Source organism: Pseudochrobactrum lubricantis, from assembly GCF_041929865.1.
GTDB classification, from domain to species: Bacteria; Pseudomonadota; Alphaproteobacteria; order Rhizobiales; family Rhizobiaceae; genus Pseudochrobactrum; species Pseudochrobactrum saccharolyticum.
Window position 1 is genome coordinate 1 of sequence record NZ_JBHEEE010000021.1, and the last position, 14,387, is coordinate 14,387.

General features: G+C 59.9%; 15 protein-coding genes, 1 tRNA gene, 1 rRNA gene and 3 pseudogenes. 10 read left to right on the forward strand and 10 right to left on the reverse strand.

Going from position 1 to position 14,387, the window contains the following annotated elements; translation table 11 throughout:
* Both rrf and JNC80_RS19270 read left to right on the forward strand, forming a co-directional pair.
* A 5S ribosomal RNA gene (gene rrf / locus JNC80_RS20055) occupies positions 1-78 on the forward strand; the annotation flags it as partial.
* 242 nt (positions 79-320) lie between these two features.
* Positions 321-397: transfer RNA gene (locus JNC80_RS19270), tRNA-Met, on the forward strand.
* On the opposite strand, the gene JNC80_RS19280 is transcribed toward JNC80_RS19270, so the two are convergent.
* A complete protein-coding gene (locus JNC80_RS19280; protein WP_445482817.1) occupies positions 354-2,006 on the reverse strand; it encodes a recombinase family protein in 1,653 nt (550 codons plus the stop codon). The genes JNC80_RS19270 and JNC80_RS19280 overlap by 44 nt on opposite strands.
* A gap of 19 nt (positions 2,007-2,025) precedes the next feature.
* Positions 2,026-2,262: a hypothetical protein gene (locus JNC80_RS19285; RefSeq protein WP_376711337.1), complete on the reverse strand. Its 237-nt coding sequence runs from the start codon at positions 2,260-2,262 to the stop codon at positions 2,026-2,028.
* A 257-nt stretch (positions 2,263-2,519) separates the two neighbouring features.
* Between JNC80_RS19285 and JNC80_RS19290 the strand changes: the two genes are divergently transcribed.
* Together JNC80_RS19290 and JNC80_RS19295 are read left to right on the forward strand one after the other, a co-directional pair.
* On the forward strand, positions 2,520-2,819 hold the full coding sequence (locus JNC80_RS19290) for a type II toxin-antitoxin system TacA family antitoxin (RefSeq protein ID WP_094540708.1): 300 nt from the start codon (positions 2,520-2,522) through the stop codon (positions 2,817-2,819).
* A 4-nt stretch (positions 2,820-2,823) separates the two neighbouring features.
* Entirely contained in the window at positions 2,824-3,333 is a 510-nt protein-coding gene (locus JNC80_RS19295) for a GNAT family N-acetyltransferase (RefSeq protein ID WP_094540707.1), read from the forward strand.
* Positions 3,334-3,610: 277 nt separating this feature from the next.
* Here the strand turns inward: JNC80_RS19295 and JNC80_RS19300 are convergent, their stop codons facing one another.
* From JNC80_RS19300 to JNC80_RS19315, 4 genes are all read right to left on the reverse strand, one after another.
* Positions 3,611-4,090 (reverse strand): phosphate-starvation-inducible PsiE family protein, encoded by a 480-nt coding sequence (locus JNC80_RS19300; RefSeq protein WP_376711338.1) that lies wholly within the window; start codon positions 4,088-4,090, stop codon positions 3,611-3,613.
* A 115-nt stretch (positions 4,091-4,205) separates the two neighbouring features.
* On the reverse strand, positions 4,206-4,697 hold the full coding sequence (locus JNC80_RS19305) for an Hsp20/alpha crystallin family protein (RefSeq protein ID WP_376711339.1): 492 nt from the start codon (positions 4,695-4,697) through the stop codon (positions 4,206-4,208).
* Positions 4,698-4,717: 20 nt separating this feature from the next.
* Positions 4,718-5,116 (reverse strand): Hsp20/alpha crystallin family protein, encoded by a 399-nt coding sequence (locus tag JNC80_RS19310; protein WP_012754153.1) that lies wholly within the window; start codon positions 5,114-5,116, stop codon positions 4,718-4,720.
* A 14-nt stretch (positions 5,117-5,130) separates the two neighbouring features.
* The gene (locus JNC80_RS19315; RefSeq protein WP_012754154.1) at positions 5,131-5,556 is read right to left on the reverse strand and encodes an Hsp20/alpha crystallin family protein; all 426 of its coding nucleotides are present in this window, start codon (positions 5,554-5,556) and stop codon (positions 5,131-5,133) included.
* A 349-nt stretch (positions 5,557-5,905) separates the two neighbouring features.
* On the opposite strand from JNC80_RS19315, the gene JNC80_RS19320 reads away from it, so the two are divergent.
* The 6 genes from JNC80_RS19320 to JNC80_RS19345 all read left to right on the forward strand — a co-directional run bounded on the left by JNC80_RS19320 (position 5,906) and on the right by JNC80_RS19345 (position 12,393).
* On the forward strand, positions 5,906-8,812 hold the full coding sequence (locus JNC80_RS19320) for an ATP-dependent Clp protease ATP-binding subunit (RefSeq protein ID WP_376711340.1): 2,907 nt from the start codon (positions 5,906-5,908) through the stop codon (positions 8,810-8,812).
* A 78-nt stretch (positions 8,813-8,890) separates the two neighbouring features.
* Positions 8,891-9,052 (forward strand): hypothetical protein, encoded by a 162-nt coding sequence (locus JNC80_RS19325; RefSeq protein WP_157952843.1) that lies wholly within the window; start codon positions 8,891-8,893, stop codon positions 9,050-9,052.
* The gene (locus JNC80_RS19330; protein WP_112767052.1) at positions 9,049-9,696 is read left to right on the forward strand and encodes an HdeD family acid-resistance protein; all 648 of its coding nucleotides are present in this window, start codon (positions 9,049-9,051) and stop codon (positions 9,694-9,696) included. The genes JNC80_RS19325 and JNC80_RS19330 overlap by 4 nt, the downstream gene beginning before the upstream one ends.
* A gap of 165 nt (positions 9,697-9,861) precedes the next feature.
* The gene (locus JNC80_RS19335) at positions 9,862-10,533 is read left to right on the forward strand and encodes a hypothetical protein (protein ID WP_376711341.1); all 672 of its coding nucleotides are present in this window, start codon (positions 9,862-9,864) and stop codon (positions 10,531-10,533) included.
* Between the two features lies 1 nt (position 10,534).
* Complete coding sequence (locus JNC80_RS19340) at positions 10,535-11,122, forward strand: NADH dehydrogenase ubiquinone Fe-S protein 4 (RefSeq protein ID WP_376711342.1); 588 nt, start codon at positions 10,535-10,537, stop codon at positions 11,120-11,122.
* Between the two features lie 107 nt (positions 11,123-11,229).
* Complete coding sequence (locus tag JNC80_RS19345) at positions 11,230-12,393, forward strand: cation:proton antiporter (protein ID WP_376711343.1); 1,164 nt, start codon at positions 11,230-11,232, stop codon at positions 12,391-12,393.
* A gap of 107 nt (positions 12,394-12,500) precedes the next feature.
* On the opposite strand, the pseudogene JNC80_RS19350 reads toward JNC80_RS19345, so the two are convergent.
* The 4 genes and pseudogenes from JNC80_RS19350 to JNC80_RS19365 form a co-directional block, all read right to left on the reverse strand.
* Positions 12,501-12,785 (reverse strand): annotated as a pseudogene (locus JNC80_RS19350) (transposase domain-containing protein); the annotation flags it as partial.
* Between the two features lies 1 nt (position 12,786).
* A pseudogene (locus tag JNC80_RS19355) lies at positions 12,787-13,275 on the reverse strand (nucleotidyl transferase AbiEii/AbiGii toxin family protein); the annotation flags it as partial.
* Positions 13,268-13,539, reverse strand: a pseudogene (locus JNC80_RS19360) (DUF6088 family protein); the annotation flags it as partial. The pseudogenes JNC80_RS19360 and JNC80_RS19355, both read right to left, overlap by 8 nt.
* A 32-nt stretch (positions 13,540-13,571) precedes the next feature.
* Positions 13,572-14,387: IS3 family transposase (locus JNC80_RS19365; protein ID WP_376711344.1), on the reverse strand; the 816-nt coding region annotated here is incomplete at its 5' end.

Genomic DNA, 14,387 nt, shown 5'->3' on the forward strand with positions numbered 1-14,387 from the left:
TTCCGAACTCGGCCGTGAAACGCTCCAGCGCCGATGGTACTTTGTCTTAAGACACGGGAGAGTAGGTCGCTGCCAGGTCTGCAAAGCGCACAGATAACAAAACATCTTCTCAAACAATAAGCGCTAAACGCGCAAATCAATCGCTTACCGATAAGACAATCTTCAAAGCAAATCTTAAGCGATCATATATCCAGGGTGGAGCGCCCGTTCGGCCTGCAATCGATAATCAATCGATTGCTATACGGCCTCACCTCATCAGGCTCATAACCTGAAAAAGAGGTATGACTTCGCTCCCGGGCTCAAAACCCGAAATTCTTTGACGCGGGGTGGAGCAGCCCGGTAGCTCGTCAGGCTCATAACCTGAAGGCCGCAGGTTCAAATCCTGCCCCCGCAACCATCTTTACTTGCGACCCCGTAGCACCCGCTGCGGGGTTTTTCGTTTGTGCGGAAATCGTAAGGATTCCAGCAAGATCGCCTTGAACGTCGATCTCCACCTTGCCCTCAACAGGCGTCAGCACGATCTGATCTACCAACGAGCGAATGGTGTCGGATGCCTCTACCCGCTTGCCCTCTTCTTCATCCTGGAGCGAGTCGTAGAGCTGCTGGATGCGCTTGCGGTATTGCAGCGCCATGCTCGGGTGCAACAGGGCCGGCGGTTCGTCAGCTTCGGCCAGGAACAGTTCCAGTTCCTTCTTCCGCTTTTCCAAGCTCACCATCTTCGCATTGAGAGCGTCGGCAGCGCCGCCTTTAAGGATCAGGTTGAGCAGGGTTTCGAGTTCCCGATCAATCTTCGCGATCTCGGCTTCCGCCGAGGCAATACCGGCGCGGCCTTCCATTCGTAGGCGGTTCATCTCTTGCGTGAACACCTCGCAGAAATGGGCAAACAGCTCAGGGTCAAAGAGTCGGGTGCGCAGCGCATTCAGCACGCGCGATTCCAACTCGTCGCGACGGATATTGACGCGGTTGTTACAGGTGCCCTTATTGCGAGCTGTAGAGCATCCGATCAGCGTTGCCGAGATCGCGGAGTATCCGCCACCACAGCATGAACATTTGGTGAGGCCCGAGAAAAGGTATTTTGGGCGCCGCCGATGATTGACAGTGCGGACATCCGTGCAGCCGTTGTCGTCGCGGGTGAGCTTGTTCTTCTCCTGCCTTGCCTTCACAGCATTCCAGAGATCATCGTCGAGGATCCGAAGCTCTGGTGTCTCCTGGATGACCCATTCCGATTCGGGGTTGGGGCGCGCCTGCCGCTTACCGGTGTTCGGGTCCTTTACGAAGCGCTGCCGGTTCCAGACGATCTTGCCGACATACATCTCATTATTGAGGATGCCGTTGCCACGCTTCGGGTTGCCGTTGATCGTGCTGAAACCCCAGTCGCCGCCCGAAGGGGCCGGAATGCCGTCCTTGTTCAGTGCAAAGGCTATGGTCTTGGCCGACTTGCCGGCCGCGTAGTCGCGGAAAATGCGGCGAACGACGGCGGCCTGGTCTTCGTTGATGGTGCGGTCGCCGCGAATGGGTTCGCCATTGGCATCCAGCTTCTTGACCACATCGTAGCCATAGGAATTGCCGCCACCCGATTTGCCAGCCTCAACACGGCCGCGCTGGCCGCGGCGGGTCTTGTCGGCAAGATCCTTGAGGAAGAGGGCATTCATTGTGCCCTTGAGGCCGACATGCAGATGGCTGACCTCGCCCTCCGACAGGGTGAATATCTTCACATCCGCATAGGACACGCGTTTGAAGATTCCGGCGATGTCTTCCTGATCACGCGAGAGGCGATCCATAGCCTCTGAGAGGATCACGTCGAAGCGACCAGCCATGGCGTCGGTCATCAGAGCCTGGATGCCCGGACGGATCAGCGAAGCGCCGGAGATTGCGTGGTCGGTATATTCTTCGATGACGTGCCAACCTTGCTTTTCGGCATGGAGGCGGCACATGCGAAGTTGGTCGGCGATGGAAGCGTCGCGTTGATTGTCAGAAGAATAACGGGCGTAAATCGCAACTTTCAAAACATTGCTCCCATCTGCATCAGGAGGTGCGCTTCCTCCTTTGCCTGGATAACTTCACTTCCTCGGCAAAGCATTCCCGTGCCGCCTGCTTTGCCAGGATGCCGACCAGACGCAGAAGGCGAGGGTCGGGACTGCCGCGCGGCGTAAACGTCAACTCCGGCGCGTCCAGCAGCAAAGATTCGAGCAGCGCTTCGCGCTCTCCTCCTGTCATCTTTGCTGTGTTTTGTGGGGCTCGCAAGGTCATAACTGACAGCATTCGTCCCATGCCCGGCATTAGCAACGAAATTTGCGGGCGAACATTTGGCGGCGTTCAGTGTGCCAATGCGCGTTATGGCGTGCGGCGGCGTAACATGGCGTGCCATGGCAGAGTAAAATGACCTGTCGGGATCGCTCGCTGTCGCCGTCATCTTTTGCCTCGTTGCTGGTCCCTCGGAAGCTGTTGCTTGCAAATGAGACTTTATCGTATTGTATTTAGAGCTACAAGATGCCATCTTCCGACCAAGGAGAATCGTCATGGCCAACACTGCGGAACGCAAGGAATATCCGATCTCAATGCGTCTGCCCGAGGCCGATGTTGCCATGATCGATCGTGCCGCCAGCCTGCGCGGCCGTTCGCGCACCGATTTCGTGCGAGATGCCGCTGTGCGCGCGGCCGAGGAGGTCGTCATGGAGCAGGGCCTGATCCGGATGAGCCCGGAAGGCTTTGCTCAGTTCATGGATGTGCTGTCGCGCCCGGCCGCTCCTGTTCCGGATATGGTTGAAGTGCTGAAGCGGCCTGCGCCGTGGGAGCCCGGCTACGGGGCGAAGCGGTAACCCCTTGCTGCTTTCAGGACCCGAGCCGCTTTCCGCCGACCAGGATGTTTCCCAGTTTTCCTGTGGTAAGCCGACGCTCGACCACTGGCTGAAAACCCGAGCGCTCTCCAATCAGCAGAAGGGCTTTACCGCCGTTCTCGTCGTGCATGAGGCAGGGCGTGTGGTGGGATATTACGGCCTTGCACCAATAGCCGTTGTGCCATCGGTGCTACCGCGCTCCATCCGGACGGGGCAGCCGCCTAATCCAATTCCCTGCATGCTGCTTGGTCAGCTCGCGACCGACATCGGCTCCGCCGGGGTGGGCATCGGGACTGGCCTTGTGAAGCATGCCCTCCAACGCTGCGTTCAGGCCGCATCGCTGATCGGTGGGCGGGCATTGATGGTCAACGCCGTCGACGGGGAGGCTGCCGAATTCTGGCGGCGCCGAGGATTTGAGCCTACCAGAGATGATGAACTGGTCCTGTTTCGCTCGATCAGCGATATTGCTGCGTCGCTCCGTGAGGCTGGAAGGTGAATAGCCCGATGTTTCGTGGACGTCTTCCTTGCTAAATTTGAGGCAAGGACCTGCGCCGGACATTCAAGACGGTGACCGGCAAGGTGAGGATCTCGAAGGAAATCCGCTTCCGGCTCCAGAACCACGCGTTGCAGGATGCCAGCTGCAAGAACCATCCCGCTAGGCTCCACATAGTGGAAAAGCGCGCCTACATGACGAAACGGCACAGGTTCGTCTGCGCCACGCAGCAGCGCCGATTGCACGAAATTGAGCAAGCGGTGGCTGGCGGAGGCCGTGGTCATCGCGTCTCGTGGCCTCCGAGCTCGCGCCGGTCCTGATCGCGCACCAGCCAGTGAACAGCGCCGAGCGCAAGCGCCGCGCCCGCGAGTGCTGCAATCTTGGATGATTCCGTCTCGCTGAGGTCCAAGATGATGAATTTGCGCGCGATGGCGAGGAGCGCGATCAGCACGATCGTGCGGACCTGGAGGATCCCGAAGCTGCGTTCGGTCGCAACAAGAAGGGAGCGCTTGAACTCAAGCGCGATCACCACGGTGAAGATCATGCCGAACACCACCTGGAAGGTGGCGTAGTCGAGAGTGTCGAATGCCCCCAGAAGCAAGCGGTTCACGACTTCGCGCATCAGCGCCCAGACCGACGCCACGATGATCGCTGCAATGATGACGCTGAGGACGAAGATGACAACTTGCTCGAACTTCTCGTAGAGCGTCATCGCCGACCATTGTTCACGGGTCAGCCCGGATCGTTGCAAGTCTTTCATGATTGCCTCTCGAAAGCCACCCTGGAGAGATAAACTCCCCGGGGCTTTGCCAGACCGTGCGATATCGCACGGAGCGGAGGGGACGCCGCAAACCGGCGACACCCAATGTGGCAAATCAGCCGTTCTTGACCTCGATGCGCTTGACCTTGGCCTGCGCCTCGGGAGTCTGGGGCAGCTTGATCGTCAGAACCCCGTTCTTGAAGGATGCTTGCGCCTTTTCGCCATCCACACCGGGCGGGAGTGGAATTGTCCGGTAGATCGCGCCGTAGCTGCGCTCGGAGAGGTAGTATCCCTTTTTCTCCTCCTGGCGCTCGATCTTCTTCTCCCCCTTCACAGTCAACATGTCATCGTTGACCGTCACCTCGATGTCCTTCATCTCCATGCCCGGCAGCTCGATCGATACTTCGATCGCCTTGTCGGTCTCGACCACGTCGGATTTGGCTTCGCCGCTGCCAAAGGGCCATTCGAAATGACCGACACGGTTCCAGAAGCTCTCGAACACATGGTTCATTTCGCGCTGGAGCGTCGCGATCGGGTTGTCTTCGCTGTTCTTGGTGTCTGGCGCGCCGTCCTTGCGCGCCCAGGGGATCAGGTCCTTGATCTGCATGATGGTGTCTCCTTCGGTTTTCAGGCGCCCTTGACGGCGATCCTTTTCGGCTGCGCTTCAGGGGCCCGGGGGAGCGTTAAAGTTAGGACGCCTCCTCGCATCTCGGCTTCGATCCTGTCGGGGTCGAAGTCCTCGGAAAGCGTGAAGGCACGCTCGAAATCGCCCTCGCCATATTCGGCATAGGCAAGTTCGAGGTTTTTCGGCCGCACCGGGTCAACCTTGCCGCGGATCGTCAACACACGATTTTCGAGCGTGATTTCGATCGCATCGGCGGCGACCCCAGGCATTTCAAGCATCATGGAGACACCCTGATCGGTCTCGACGATATCGGTCAACGGGCGGTAGATGCGTCCGCCGCCGGTGGTCTCGGGCGAGTCGGTCGGCGTCTTTTCGGCGGCTTGCGTGATGTCGGTGCTCATCGTTCCAGCTCCTCTCAGGCTGCCTTGATCTCGATTTTCTTCGGCTTTTCTTCCTCGGGCCGGGAGATGACGATCCGCAATACGCCGTTCGTCATCCTCGCCTCGACCTTGTCATCCGAGGCCGCGAACGGCAGGCGGATAGTGCGGGAAAACCTGCCGAAACTGCGTTCGTTGCGGTGCCAGCGCGCACCGTCGGGAACCTCGGGCGCCTTGCGTTCGCCCGAAAGCGTCAGGACGTTGTCCTTGACCGAAATTTCAATGTCGCCCGGTTCGATGCCGGGAAGTTCAGCGGTGACTGCAACGGCCTCAGGGCCTTGCCAGACATTTACCGCCGGGAACGCCGCGCGGGACGGCGGCCAGAAACCGCGGTCGAGATCGCGCATCATGGAGCGCATCAGCGCAAAGGGATCGCTGCGGCGCAGATATGTCGGGTAGAGCATTGCTGTCCTCCTGTTGCTGATCGATACCCCCGAACCGTCGGCATGGAGGGACCGGGCAACGGTGCCGGCCGGATGTGGGTTCGGAGAACGCCTATCAAGATAGGCCGTTCCATTTATTATGCAAGCATGTATGATGGATGCATTGTGTTTTGGATGGGGGGCGGTTTCTCCTGTGTACGCTGCTCGAGCAATCCGCGCAGGATCTCCTGCAACGCGAGACACTGGACGAGCCCGATCTGGTGGCAATTGGGTCCAAGGTGAAAAGAACGGAAGCGGTCGCTGCCTGACACCGTCACTGACGCAGATGATCGCGGACAACCCTGACTGGATAAAGAAACGGAGAGGAAAAATGGCAAACGGAACTTGCGATATTTGCGGTCGCCCGGCGACGGCGCGCGTGCGCGCTTCGGTGAACGGCAGGGTTCAGAACATGGAGCTTTGCGACCAGCATTACAGCGAAATGGCGCGCCGGTCGGGGCGCAGCGCCTCGCCGCTGGAGTCCCTGTTCGGACGGCGTTCCCTTCTTGACGAATTCTTCGGCGAGAGCGGTTTCGGCAGCCTCTTTGGTGACAGTCCGCTGCGAGGCGGCACGCTCGGCTCCATGGGTGATGGCGATGACGCTGTCGTCGACGCCACTTTCGGCGAGGGCGCGCCGCGGCGTGGATCGCGGCGCGGCGGCGGACGCACCATCGCCGACCGGCTGAGCGAACAGGGCAACAAGCTGCTGCAGGATGCCGCACAGAAGGCCGGGGAATTCGGGCGCAGCGAGGTCGATACCGAACATCTGCTTCTGGCATTGACCTCGTCTGACGTCGTCAAGACGATCCTGGAACAGTTCAAGGTCGATGTGGACGATCTGCGGCACCAGATCGAGAAGGAAGCGAAGCGTGGAGAGGCCAAGGCGGAGGGCGAAATCGGCGTCAGTCCTCGCCTCAAGGACGCGCTGAACCGGGCCTTCATCGCCTCGAACGAACTCGGCCATTCCTATGTCGGTCCCGAGCACCTGCTGATCGGCCTTGCCGAAGAGGGCGAAGGCCTCGCGGCGGCGATGCTGCGCAAGCTGGGGTTGACGCCGCAGGCGCTGCGTCAGCAGGTGACGAAGGTGGTCGGCAAGGGTGCCGAGGAAGGCCGCGTTGAGACTCCGTCGAACACCCCCGATCTCGACCAGTTCAGCCGTGACCTGACGAAGCTCGCCCGCGATGGCAAGCTCGATCCCGTCATCGGCCGCGCCCGCGAGATCGAGACGACGATAGAAGTGCTGGCCCGCCGGAAAAAGAACAACCCGGTGCTGATCGGCGAGCCTGGCGTGGGCAAGACCGCCATCGTCGAGGGACTTGCACAACGGATCGTCGCGGGCGAAGTGCCCGAGGCGCTGCGCGACAAGCGGCTGGTCGAGCTCAACATCAACTCGATGGTGGCCGGGTCGAAGTATCGCGGCGAGTTCGAGGAGCGAGTCCAGAAGATCCTCAAGGAGATCACCGAGGAGAAGGACAGCCTGATCCTGTTCATCGACGAGATCCACACCATCGTCGGCGCCGGCCAGGGCGGTGGCGAAGGTGGTCTCGACATCGCCAACACCTTCAAGCCGGCGCTGGCGCGGGGCGAGCTGAACCTGATCGGTGCGACGACGCTCAACGAGTACCAGAAATACATCGAGAAGGACGCGGCGCTCGAGCGACGGTTCCAGCCGGTTTATGTCGAGGAACCCACGATAGCTCAGGTCATCATGATCCTGCGCGGCCTGCGCGACACGCTGGAGGCGCACCACAAGGTGACGATCACCGACGAGGCCATCGTCGCGGCGGCCGAGCTTTCGGACCGCTACATCACTGGCCGCTTCATGCCTGACAAAGCGATCGACCTGATCGATCAGGCCGCCGCACGTGTGAAGATCAGCGCCACAGCGCGCCCCGTGGACGTCCAGGAGCTAGAGGCCGAGGTCGCGCAGATCAAGCGCGAGCAGGACTATGCCGCAGCCCGCAAGCAATTCGACCGGGCAGCGGAATTGAAGAAGGAACTCGAACAGAAGCAGAAAGAACTGGACGAGCTTCTGGAGATCTGGAAGCGCGACCAGGCTTCGGCGACCGCCGAGGTGCGCGCCGATCATGTCGCGCAGATCGTCTCGAAGATCACCGGCGTTCCGGTCACTGAGCTGACCACCGAGGAGAAAGACAAGCTCCTCAAGCTCGAGGAGAAGCTGCACGAGCGCGTAATTGGCCAGGAAGAAGCGATCCGCGCCGTGGCCGATGCGGTGCGCCTGGCGCGTGCGGGTCTGCGCGAAGGTTCCGGTCCGACCGCGACCTTCCTGTTCCTCGGACCAACCGGGGTTGGCAAGACGGAACTGGCCAAGACGCTCGCCGAGGTGATCTTCGGCGATCAGGACGCGATGATCCGTATCGACATGTCGGAATATGGAGAGCGTCACGCGGTGGCCCGGCTGGTTGGCGCACCTCCGGGCTACGTCGGATACGACGAAGGCGGGCAACTGACGGAGAAGGTGCGCCGTCGGCCCTACTCGGTCGTACTCCTCGACGAGATCGAAAAAGCGCATCCGGATGTCTACAACATCCTGCTTCAGGTGTTCGACGATGGCCGCCTGACAGATGGCAAGGGCCGCGTGGTGGACTTCACGAACACCATCATCATCGCGACATCGAACCTCGGTTCGGATATCATTCAGCGCAACCTCACGAAACGCGACACCAGGGAGTTCGACGAGGCCAAGCAGAAATCCGAACTGATGGAGGTGTTGCGCGGTCATTTCCGGCCAGAGTTCATCAACCGGATCGACGAGATCATCGTCTTTCATTCGCTGAACCAGTCGGAGATCCGCCAGATCGTCGAGTTGCAGCTCAACCGGGTGAAGCGGACCGCCCTTACCCAGGGCGTCGAACTCGAACTCGATGTGAACGTCGTGGATCACTTCGGCGCGGTCGGCTTCCGTCCCGAATTCGGCGCCCGCGAGCTGCGCCGGCTGATCCGGTCGGAGTTGGAGACCGAGTTGGCTCGCGAACTGCTCGCGGGGCGGATCGAGGATGGCGACAAAGTCCGCGTCGCTTGGTCAGCGGACGAACAGAAGGTCGTGTTCGAAAAGATCGCAAGGGACACCGGTAATGACAGCCCGGACGATCAGGCCCAGGCCGGGATCGACGAGTCCAGCGAAGTTGCCGAAAACAAGGCGGACGCTCCGACGCTCGACGGCCCGGTCGACGCCAAGGGTGAGGCGCCGTCTAAGGATGACAAATCCGCCGGCTGACCTTGCGAAGGACAGGCCCGGCGCGACGACGGTCGCGCCGGGCCATTTCGTCGGAGGGTTACAGGAAGGATCCACGGCATGAAAGTCATCAGAGCATTTCGCAATCTTGACCGGCACGGGCAACAGCGCGCGCCTGAGGTCATCGAGGAAGAGGTGCGGCAACTTGAACTGCACGGCGAGGCGGCTATCCTGTCGCATGCCGAAAGCTCACCCGATCATCCAGGAGGACGCATCGAATGAACATCAACTCGCTCAACCCGGCCCGGGACATCGAAGACATGCTCTGCACGCTGACGCGCAACTGGTGGCTGTTCATCCTGCGCGGCGTGCTGGCGCTGATCATCGCCGCGCTTGCGTTCCTGATGCCGGCTGAATCGCTCCTGGCTCTGACGCTGGTATTCGGCACCTTTTCCTTCGCCGATGGCGTGTTAGGCCTGATCTCCGCCATTCGCAACATCCGGAAGGGCCGGCGGTGGGGTTGGCTCATGGTGAGCGGCCTGCTCGGCATCGCCACGGGAATCGTCATCGTGATCTCGCCCTTCGTTGCCACACTCGTCCTAGCGACGTTCCTTTGGGCCAGTATTGCCTTCTGGTCCGTGTTCTCGGGTGCCCTCGAGATCGCGGCAGCGATCCGCCTGCGAAAGGAAATCAACGGCGAAATCTGGCTGATCCTGAGCGGCGTTCTCTCGGTCGTTCTCGGTGTCGTCGTGACCTGGATGCTGCTGACGCGCCCGGTCGAAAGCTTCCTCGCGCTCGGCTGGCTGATCGGCTTCTACGCCGCGGTCTTCGGGGTGATGATGATCCTCCTCGGGCTACGGCTTCGCAAGGCGGATCGTTCGGACGGTGCGGCCTTCGATGACGCTCCCCCATCGGCAAAGGCGTGAGGTGCCCTGTGGTGGATGACGGGCGACTTGCCGGCGAGGAGCACGATTTCACCCGATGGGACGAAACGATCTTCGACCGTTGCCTGAGCACCGGCTTCAATCCGTTCGGCAGCGGTCCGACGCCAATCTTCCTGCGGCACCGGGACGCAGAGGCGCCGGACGCCGATGCAAAGCCGTGCAGGCCACCTGACACCAAAATGCGAGGTGCTGATGTCGAACCGCCTGCCTGACTTGGCATTTGCTGCTGCGGCCGCTGCTTTGGGCATCGGCATCGGCATCGTTTTCGTTTTTCGTTCGATGTATCTTGCCGAAGACATACTGCCTTTCGCGCAGGAGATGACGCTCATCTTCCTCGGCGCTGTCGTGACGATCATTCTGACCGCGGCGCTTCTCAATCGCCAGACCGATCTCGAGCTTCGCAAGGAAGGAAGGGTCATCATCCTCCAGCAGCAATGTGACATTTACATGGCCTGTATCGAGAAGGTCGCAGAGATCGTGGAAACCGCAAGGCACGATGCGAAGCTGATCGATGAACTGCGTGTTCTTAGCCACAAGCTGGCTGTGGTCGCGAGTGCAGGGGTCGTGTCCAGCTTCGAGCAGGTACTGGAGAGCTTGCAGTCCGGCTTTGCTGACGGCTCGCTCTCGGACGGGGACGGAGAGGGCGTGATGAATGCCGTCGCCGATCTCACGATAGCGATGCGGTCGGACGTCCTGCACGCTGCTGCCTTTCCTTCGCAGAACACCGAACGCGCCGTTCGCCTGAATTCGAGACGAATGGAAAAACTCGACGATCTCGAACGTCACCTTCTCGTATCCACCGACACCCGGGAGAACTGATATGCGCGGCCATAATCGCCAACCATTCCCGCCGAAAATTCCCGGAACCGATCTGCCATCCTGGGACGTTCCGACCGCGATCATTTACCGGCCGGCTCGTTCCGCGATGACGTCGGCGCCGCGGCCCAATTACTGGATATTGGAATTCGAGCCGTCTCGGCCGCTGCAGGTCGAGCCGCTGATGGGATATACCTCCAGCAACGATCCCTATCGTTCGATCCGGCTGAAATTTCCCGACCGCGAAAGCGCCGTGGAATTCGCGGAGCAGCAGGACTGGCGCTATTTCGTGCGTGAGGACTTCGTGCGTGAGGGCGTGGCTCATCGGCATGCGCCTGACCGCTGGCGGGGAGAGGAGCGGCATCGCCTCTACAAGGGAGCCGACGCCCCGAACGCCTTTCGCATACCGTCCCGCCTGGATCGGGGTCGCACGGACCACCGACTCCGGCGCGCAGTCGATCAGGAAGGCTCGGTGGACCTGCCGTCGCAAGAACAGGCGGAATTCGATCCAGTTTTCGAAGCCAGTCTTGAATCCTTCCCGGCCTCCGATCCCCCAGCCTGGACGGGCGTGACGATCGCCGGGAAAAAGTAACGAACGCAATGGTCAGCTCGAGCGAGGATCTGCCGCTTGTGTCCTTACCTTGACAGCGTCGCGAGCCGCTATTGGCCTTCCCTGCGCCATGCGATCAGGAGAAGAACATGCATCAGGAGAAGAACATGCATGGAGTGACCGGATTTGTCGAAAGCGCGACCTTGTTGGTCTTTGCCGCGTTCGTGCTCGTGACGATATGTTCACGGATCGGCGTGCCCAGCATTGTCGGTTACATTCTTGCCGGTATAGTCATTGGACCCGCCGGCCTCGACCTGATTGCCGAAAACGCTGCCCTTAGCAGCATTGGCGAGATCGGAGTGGTGCTGCTGCTGTTCGCGCTCGGCCTGGAATTCTCGTTCGAGAAGCTCGTAAGGCTCAGGAAGCATGTCTTCGGTCTTGGAGCCGTGCAGGTTGCAGTCACGACAATAGCGGTCTCGTTGATAGCGAGTCTGATCTTCGATCTCGCGCCCGTCCCCGCAATCCTCATCGGCGGGGCCGTTGCCATGTCATCCACGGCCATGTGCCTCAAGGTGCTCGCAAGCGCGAACGCTCTGGGATCGGCCCAAGGACGCCTGGCCATTGCGGTGCTTCTGTTTCAAGACTTGGCAGCTGTCGCATTCCTGCTTCTGCACGATTCGATGAGTGGAGCCGCCGAAGGGTATGGCGTGATAACGGTCGTCGCCAGTGCAACGGCATTGGTTGCAGCTCTGTTCATTGCCCGTGGCCCGTTGCAGTTGCTGGCCCGTTGGGTAGCGTCGCGTGGCGATCCGGAACTTGCCCAGCTTCTCGCGCTCACCATTGTACTAGGGGCTGCGAATGTCGCGGCCACCTCCGGTCTTTCTCCAGCGCTCGCTGCATTCGCGGCCGGGATGATCATCGGCGAGGGTGACGCGCGCCATGCTTTCGAGAACGAGATCCGGCCTTTCCGCGATTTTTTTGTGGGGATTTTCTTTGTCGGCATCGGAACGCAATTGCCACTTTGGATCATCCCGTATGCGTGGTCAGTCGTGCTGAGCTGGCTCGCGATCATTTTTGCGGGCAAGACGCTGATCGTTTTGGTCGTCGCCCGAATATTCGGCGAGTCGCTTCAGACCTCATGGCGGACTGGGATCATCCTGGCCCACGGAGGAGAATTCAGCCTGATGCTGCTGTCGGTTTCCTCGACATCGGGCATTGTTGCGGAGGAATTCGCTGGTCCATTACTCCTCGCGATTGGCATGAGCATGCTGGCCGGGAGTGTTATGGTCAGATGGGCAGGACTGAAGGTTTAGTGGTGTCAATATCAAGATAACTATATTTCTCAGATAACGGAGAGCACGCCCGAGCCTGATCCCGCATGACGCTGTAGTGTAAGCGGTCTCTGGGCAGCACGTGGAGCTTAGCTTGATGGCCTGAAGCTCCAAGGCAGCAGGTCATCGATGCGGCTTTGCGGGTGACCGCTGGCGATAGCTGCGAGGGTTGCCTAAAGGTAGGCAAAGGGCTCGACGCCGTTGATTTTGCAGGTCTCGATCAGGGACGCAATGCGGCCCCAGGCTATGCCGCCTTCGTCGTGGCCGGCGAAGAGCGCATTCTTGCGATCGATGGCGATGGGGCGGATCAGATTTTCAACCCTGTTGGAGTCGATCTCGACCCGGCCGTCGGTCAGGAAGGTCTGCAAGCCGTCCGCTTGGAGCCACATAGACGGACCCGGATGCGGTCGCCTCATAGTCGATGAAGAGCTTCTCATCCTCGACGCGGACGGCCGCCGCCAGACCTTCGACGGCCAGTGAGGTCTCGATCACAGGCTGCACGGTTTCCGCGACCCATGGCGGTAACCGCCGACGGACCTCGCTGGACCAGCGCTTTTCCTCGCTTCGTGTCTTCGGCAGACCCTCGTCATTGCCCCCAACCAGATCGGGCGCAATCGCCCGAATGTCGTAGGTCAGATCCACGTCCTCCGAAAACCGGCGAATGACCTGATAGGCTTTCGACAGCGACGTGCCGCCCTTGAACACCAGATGCTCGCCGAGCGGTGCCGCGTAGAGGGTCTCCAGCGCCCACATCACCCACACATCCTTTTCGAGAAGATGGGTGGGGCGACCCGAACGGTCGGCGGCGACGCCCAGTGCATCACGCCGATCCTCGGCCGAAAGCTGGAGGAAAACGTCAGCCATAGGCCGCCTTTCCGACGCTCTGTGCTATCCATGTCGGAAACTGCGGCGCGGCGGCGACCAGTTCGCCGAACACGCCGGGCGGCATCTTCCGTTTCAATGTCGTGAGCGCGGCCTCCGCCCTTTCGGGGCCGAGCCAGGCCAGCGCGGCGCGTGCCGCAATTCGACGACCTGCTTGCCGAGGTGCATCTTTCGGCTGCGTCCGGAGGTCAGATAGACCGAGCGGACGGGCACCTGCGTCGTCAAGCCAAGCGCGTTCGCCGTGGACTTGCTTCGTAAAAGTGGAGAGGCGTTTTGTATTAAACTACCGTTCTCTCGAAGTGAGCTGGGCTCATATAGTCGAGCGCGGAATGCCGCCTTATAGGATTATAGAAGCCGTCAATATATTGGGCAATGGCTTTTTGTGCATCATCGCGCGTATGGAATACGGTTCTCCAAATCATCTCCGACTTCAATGTTTTAAAGAAGGTTTCAACCATGGCATTATCATAGCAATTGCCTTTGCCGGACATGGAGATCATAATACCATTTTCCTTCAGCTTTGCCTGATAATCAAAGGAGCAATATTGGCTGCCACGGTCCGAATGATGGATCAAGCCTTTTGACGGTCGCCGCATCGTTATAGCTTTCTCGAGCGCCTGAAGAGCTAGCTTGCGGTTTAAACGATCACTAATGGCCCAACCGATGACACGACGCGCGAACAAGTCAATGACGACCGCAAGATACAGCCATCCCTCGCGCGTCCATATATATGATATGTCGGCACCCCATTTCTGATTAGGTCCTGTTGCTGCAAAATCTTGTGCAATGATGTTGGGCGCAACCGGAAAGCTATGATAGCTGTCTGTCGTCTTCTTAAAGCGGCGTTTTTGGCGTGCGTGCATTTTGTTCTCACGCATCAAGCGGGCAATCCGGCGACGACCAACAGCGAACCCCTGATCCTGTAACTCGCGCGTCATGCGCGGACTGCCGTAAGTTCCATTTGAAAGAGACCAAGCTGAGCGTATATGTGCCAGCATCACAAGGTCAGCGCGCTGGCGACGGCTGACCGGACGATCTTTCCATGCAAAATAACCGCTTTGGCTAACACCCATGAGATAACAAAGGCGAGATAC